Here is a 5,528-nt window from a genome sequence, read left to right on the forward strand (position 1 = left end):
GGGTGGGCCCTGATGTGGGTCTGTCTGGTGGGTGTGCGTCTGATGTTTGAGAACTCAACAGTGTGCTAAAAGTCGACGAGAAGTAATCAGTTTTACCCCCGTCGGCAGGCATGATGCCTCTTCCTTTTGTGGTTGGGGTGTGGTGTGTGTCGCGGTGGCAATTCCGACAATTTTGACTGTCAGCAGTCAGTTTGCCGGGTCATTTTGATGTTGGCCCCTTTGGTGGGGTTTTCAACGGAGAGTTTGATCCTGGCTCAGGACGAACGCTGGCGGCGTGCTTAACACATGCAAGTCGAGCGGTAAGGCCCTTTCGGGGGTACACGAGCGGCGAACGGGTGAGTAACACGTGAGCAACCTGCCCTTCTCTTTGGAATAAGCGTTGGAAACGACGTCTAATGCCGAATATGACCCCCTGTCGCATGGTGGGGGGTGGAAAGCTCTGGCGGAGAAGGATGGGCTCGCGGCCTATCAGCTTGTTGGTGTGGGTAATGGCCCACCAAGGCGACGACGGGTAGCCGGCCTGAGAGGGTGACCGGCCACACTGGGACTGAGACACGGCCCAGACTCCTACGGGAGGCAGCAGTGGGGAATATTGGACAATGGGCGAAAGCCTGATCCAGCAACGCCGCGTGAGGGATGACGGCCTTCGGGTTGTAAACCTCTTTCAGCAGGGACGAAGCGAGAGTGACGGTACCTGCAGAAGAAGGACCGGCCAACTACGTGCCAGCAGCCGCGGTAATACGTAGGGTCCGAGCGTTGTCCGGAATTATTGGGCGTAAAGGGCTCGTAGGCGGTTTGTCGCGTCGGGAGTGAAAACTCAGGGCTCAACCCTGAGCGTGCTTCCGATACGGGCAGACTAGAGGTATGCAGGGGAGAACGGAATTCCTGGTGTAGCGGTGGAATGCGCAGATATCAGGAGGAACACCGGTGGCGAAGGCGGTTCTCTGGGCATTACCTGACGCTGAGGAGCGAAAGCATGGGGAGCGAACAGGATTAGATACCCTGGTAGTCCATGCCGTAAACGTTGGGCGCTAGGTGTGGGGACCTTCCACGGTTTCCGTGCCGCAGCTAACGCATTAAGCGCCCCGCCTGGGGAGTACGGCCGCAAGGCTAAAACTCAAAGGAATTGACGGGGGCCCGCACAAGCGGCGGAGCATGCTGATTAATTCGATGCAACGCGAAGAACCTTACCTGGGTTTGACATATGCCGGAAAGCTGCAGAGATGTGGCCCCCCTTGTGGTCGGTATACAGGTGGTGCATGGCTGTCGTCAGCTCGTGTCGTGAGATGTTGGGTTAAGTCCCGCAACGAGCGCAACCCTCGTCCTATGTTGCCAGCACGTGATGGTGGGGACTCATAGGAGACTGCCGGGGTCAACTCGGAGGAAGGTGGGGATGACGTCAAGTCTTCATGCCCCTTATGTCCAGGGCTTCAAGCATGCTACAATGGCCGGTACAAAGGGCTGCGAAACCGTGAGGTGGAGCGAATCCCAAAAAGCCGGTCTCAGTTCGGATTGGGGTCTGCAACTCGACCCCATGAAGTCGGAGTCGCTAGTAATCGCAGATCAGCAACGCTGCGGTGAATACGTTCCCGGGCCTTGTACACACCGCCCGTCACGTCATGAAAGTCGGCAACACCCGAAGCCGGTGGCCCAACCCTTGTGGAGGGAGCCGTCGAAGGTGGGGCTGGCGATTGGGACGAAGTCGTAACAAGGTAGCCGTACCGGAAGGTGCGGCTGGATCACCTCCTTTCTAAGGAGCATTTGGCTCACTGCCTTCGGGTGGTGGGTCCATGGCGCTGTTCGTGAGCGAATGTCTTGCGCAGTGCTGCTCACTAGTGGACGTCGATTAGTTGGCCGGTCGTGGACCGATGCTTGTCAGTACACCTCTTCTTCGGGAGGGGCAGGAACCTCGAGCGGAGGGTGCGGTCGCGCTTAGCACACTGTTGGGTCCTGAGGGATCAGCCGTTGGCTGGGTCTTCTTGGACCGTTCTTCCCGGTGAACCGCCCGCGTGTGTGGGTAGGCGTCGGATCGGAGTGCGGGACCGGACGTATCTTGAGAACTTCACAGTGGACGCGAGCATCTTGTAGCAATGTAAAACAAGCTACTAAGTGCACATGGTGGATGCCTTGGCATCGAGAGCCGATGAAGGACGTTGGAGTCTGCGAAAAGCCCCGGGGAGGTGACAACCGACCTGTGATCCGGGGATGTCCGAATGGGGAAACCCACCTGGAGGAAAGTCCAGGTACCTGCGCCTGAACACATAGGGCGTGTGGAGGGAACGCGGGGAAGTGAAACATCTCAGTACCCGCAGGAAGAGAAAACAACCGTGATTCCGGAAGTAGTGGCGAGCGAAACCGGAAGAGGCTAAACCCTAGTGATGTGATAGCCGGCAGGCGTTGTCACTGGGGGGTCGTGGGGCCGAACTGCTGAGACTGCCGTATCAGCGAAGAGTCATAAACCGTGAGTGAAGACGAGACCGACTGGAAAGTCGTGGCATAGAGGGTGATACCCCCGTAGTCGTAAGCTCATGGCTCTTGTTCGTTACCCCGAGTAACACCGAACCCCTGAAATTCGGTGTGAATCTGGCGGGACCACCCGTTAAGCCTAAATACTCCTCGATGACCGATAGCGGACTAGTACCGTGAGGGAAAGGTGAAAAGTACCCCGGGAGGGGAGTGAAAGAGTACCTGAAACCATGTGCATACAATCCGTTGGAGCTCTTCCTTGTGAAGGGTGACAGCGTGCCTTTTGAAGAATGAGCCTGCGAGTTAGCGTGGTGTAGCGAGGTTAAGGCGAGGGCCGTAGCCGTAGCGAAAGCGAGTCCGAAGAGGGCGTTTGAGTTGCACCATCTAGACCCGAAGCGGAGTGATCTATCCATGGGCAGGTTGAAGCGCGGGTAAGACCGCGTGGAGGACCGAACCCACCTAGGTTAAAAACTGGGGGGATGACCTGTGGATAGGGGTGAAAGGCCAATCAAACTCCGTGATAGCTGGTTCTCCCCGAAATGCATTTAGGTGCAGCGTTGCGTGTTTCTTGTCGGAGGTAGAGCACTGGATGGGCTAGGGGGCCTACAAGCTTACTGAACTCAGCCAAACTCCGAATGCCGATAAGTGAGAGCGCAGCAGTGAGACTGCGGGGGATAAGCTCCGTAGTCGAGAGGGAAACAGCCCAGACCATCAGCTAAGGTCCCCAAGAGATTGCTAAGTGGAAAAGGATGTGAAGTCGCAGAGACAACCAGGAGGTTGGCTTAGAAGCAGCCACCCTTGAAAGAGTGCGTAATAGCTCACTGGTCAAGTGATTTCGCGCCGACAATGTAGCGGGGCTCAAGCAATCCACCGAAGCTATGGCATTCGCGCATGAACCAGGCCTTCGTGGTCCAGGTGCGTGGATGGGTAGGGGAGCGTCGTGTCGCGAGTGAAGCGGCGGGGTAACCCAGCCGTGGACGCGACACGAGTGAGAATGCAGGCATGAGTAGCGAATGAGGAGTGAGAAACTCCTCCACCGGATGACCAAGGGTTCCAGGGTCAAGCTAATCTTCCCTGGGTAAGTCGGGACCTAAGGCGAGGCCGACAGGCGTAGTCGATGGACAACGGGCTGATATTCCCGTACCGGCACTGAAGCGACCCTGCTGAATCCAGTGATGCTAAGTGCCCGAAACCTCATTGCAGCTCCTTCGGGAGCATGATGAGGCGGAGCGCATGACCCGAACTGGTACTAGGCAAGCAATGGTGTGACGCAGGAAGGTAGCTCAACCGCGGCGATGGTAGACCGCGGCCAAGGTCGTAGGGCGAACGGTAGGCAAATCCGCCGTTCATGTGCCTGAGAACTGATGGGGAGACGTTTTAGTCGAAGTGAGTGATCCTATGCTGCCGAGAAAAGCATCTAGCGATGTTTCAGAGCCGCCCGTACCCCAAACCGACTCAGGTGGTCAGGTAGAGAATACTAAGGTGATCGAGTGAATCATGGTTAAGGAACTCGGCAAAATGCCCCCGTAACTTCGGGAGAAGGGGGGCCGGATTCGTCAGTGGACTTGCTCCACGAAGCGTTGAAGGCCGCAGAGACCAGGCCCAAGCGACTGTTTACTAAAAACACAGGTCCGTGCTAAGTCGAAAGACGCCGTATACGGACTGACTCCTGCCCGGTGCTGGAAGGTTAAGGGGACGTGTTAGCGCAAGCGAAGCACAGAACTTAAGCCCCAGTAAACGGCGGTGGTAACTATAACCATCCTAAGGTAGCGAAATTCCTTGTCGGGTAAGTTCCGACCTGCACGAATGGAGTAACGACTTGGGCGCTGTCTCAACCATGAACTCGGCGAAATTGCACTACGAGTAAAGATGCTCGTTACGCGCGGCAGGACGGAAAGACCCCGGGACCTTTACTATAGTTTGGTATTGGTGTTTGGTTCGACTTGTGTAGGATAGGTGGGAGACTGTGAAGCTCGGACGCCAGTTCGAGTGGAGTCATCGTTGAAATACCACTCTGGTCGTACTAGATATCTAACCTAGGTCCGTTATCCGGATCAGGGACAGTGCCTGATGGGTAGTTTAACTGGGGCGGTTGCCTCCTAAAATGTAACGGAGGCGCCCAAAGGTTCCCTCAGCCTGGTTGGCAATCAGGTTTCGAGTGTAAGTGCACAAGGGAGCTTGACTGTGAGAGTGACAGCTCGAGCAGGGACGAAAGTCGGGACTAGTGATCCGGCGCTGGCATGTGGAAGCGGCGTCGCTCAACGGATAAAAGGTACCCCGGGGATAACAGGCTGATCTTCCCCAAGAGTCCATATCGACGGGATGGTTTGGCACCTCGATGTCGGCTCGTCGCATCCTGGGGCCGTAGCAGGTCCCAAGGGTTGGGCTGTTCGCCCATTAAAGCGGCACGCGAGCTGGGTTTAGAACGTCGTGAGACAGTTCGGTCCCTATCCGCCGCGCGCGTAGGAAACTTGAGAAAGGCTGTCCCTAGTACGAGAGGACCGGGATGGACGAACCTCTGGTGTGCCAGTTGTTCTGCCAAGAGCACGGCTGGTTGGCTACGTTCGGAAGTGATAACCGCTGAAAGCATCTAAGCGGGAAGCACGTTTCAAGATGAGGTTTCCCACTGGTTTACCAGGTAAGGCCCCCAGCAGACCACTGGGTTGATAGGCCGGAAGTGGAAGTGCAGCAATGCATGGAGCTGACCGGTACTAATAGGCCGAGGGCTTGTTTCACTACACCTGCACGATTGCATGCGCGTCCACTGTGAGGTTCCCGAGATATGAGTCGGGAACGATTGATATCTCCATAGAGTTTCGGCGGCCATGGCGAAGGGGAAATACCCGGTTACATTCCGAACCCGGAAGTCAAGCCCTTCAGCGCCGATGGTACTGCGCGGGAGACTGCGTGGGAGAGTAGGACGCCGCCGGACAATCATTACGCACAAGGCCGCCCCCACTGGGGGCGGCCTTGTTGCATTTCTCCAGGAGCACACGGAATGAACAACACCTCGCGCCCCGGCGGCAGCGGTCAGGACCGTCCCCGCCGCACCAGCAAGCCGG

3 rRNA genes are annotated in these 5,528 nt (G+C 56.9%); all 3 read left to right on the top strand.

Going from position 1 to position 5,528, the window contains the following annotated elements:
* The first annotated feature begins 231 nt into the window (after positions 1–231).
* The 3 genes from AC3WRM_RS18340 to rrf all read left to right on the top strand — a co-directional run bounded on the left by AC3WRM_RS18340 (position 232) and on the right by rrf (position 5,398).
* Positions 232–1,750, top strand: a 16S ribosomal RNA gene (locus AC3WRM_RS18340).
* A gap of 345 nt (positions 1,751–2,095) precedes the next feature.
* Positions 2,096–5,201, top strand: a 23S ribosomal RNA gene (locus AC3WRM_RS18345).
* An 80-nt stretch (positions 5,202–5,281) separates the two neighbouring features.
* A 5S ribosomal RNA gene (gene rrf, locus AC3WRM_RS18350) occupies positions 5,282–5,398 on the top strand.
* Together the 16S, 23S and 5S rRNA genes form the textbook arrangement of a ribosomal RNA operon.
* The last annotated feature ends 130 nt before the right edge of the window (positions 5,399–5,528 follow it).

The organism is Aeromicrobium sp. EU05-FHT14F07 (genome assembly GCF_058790455.1).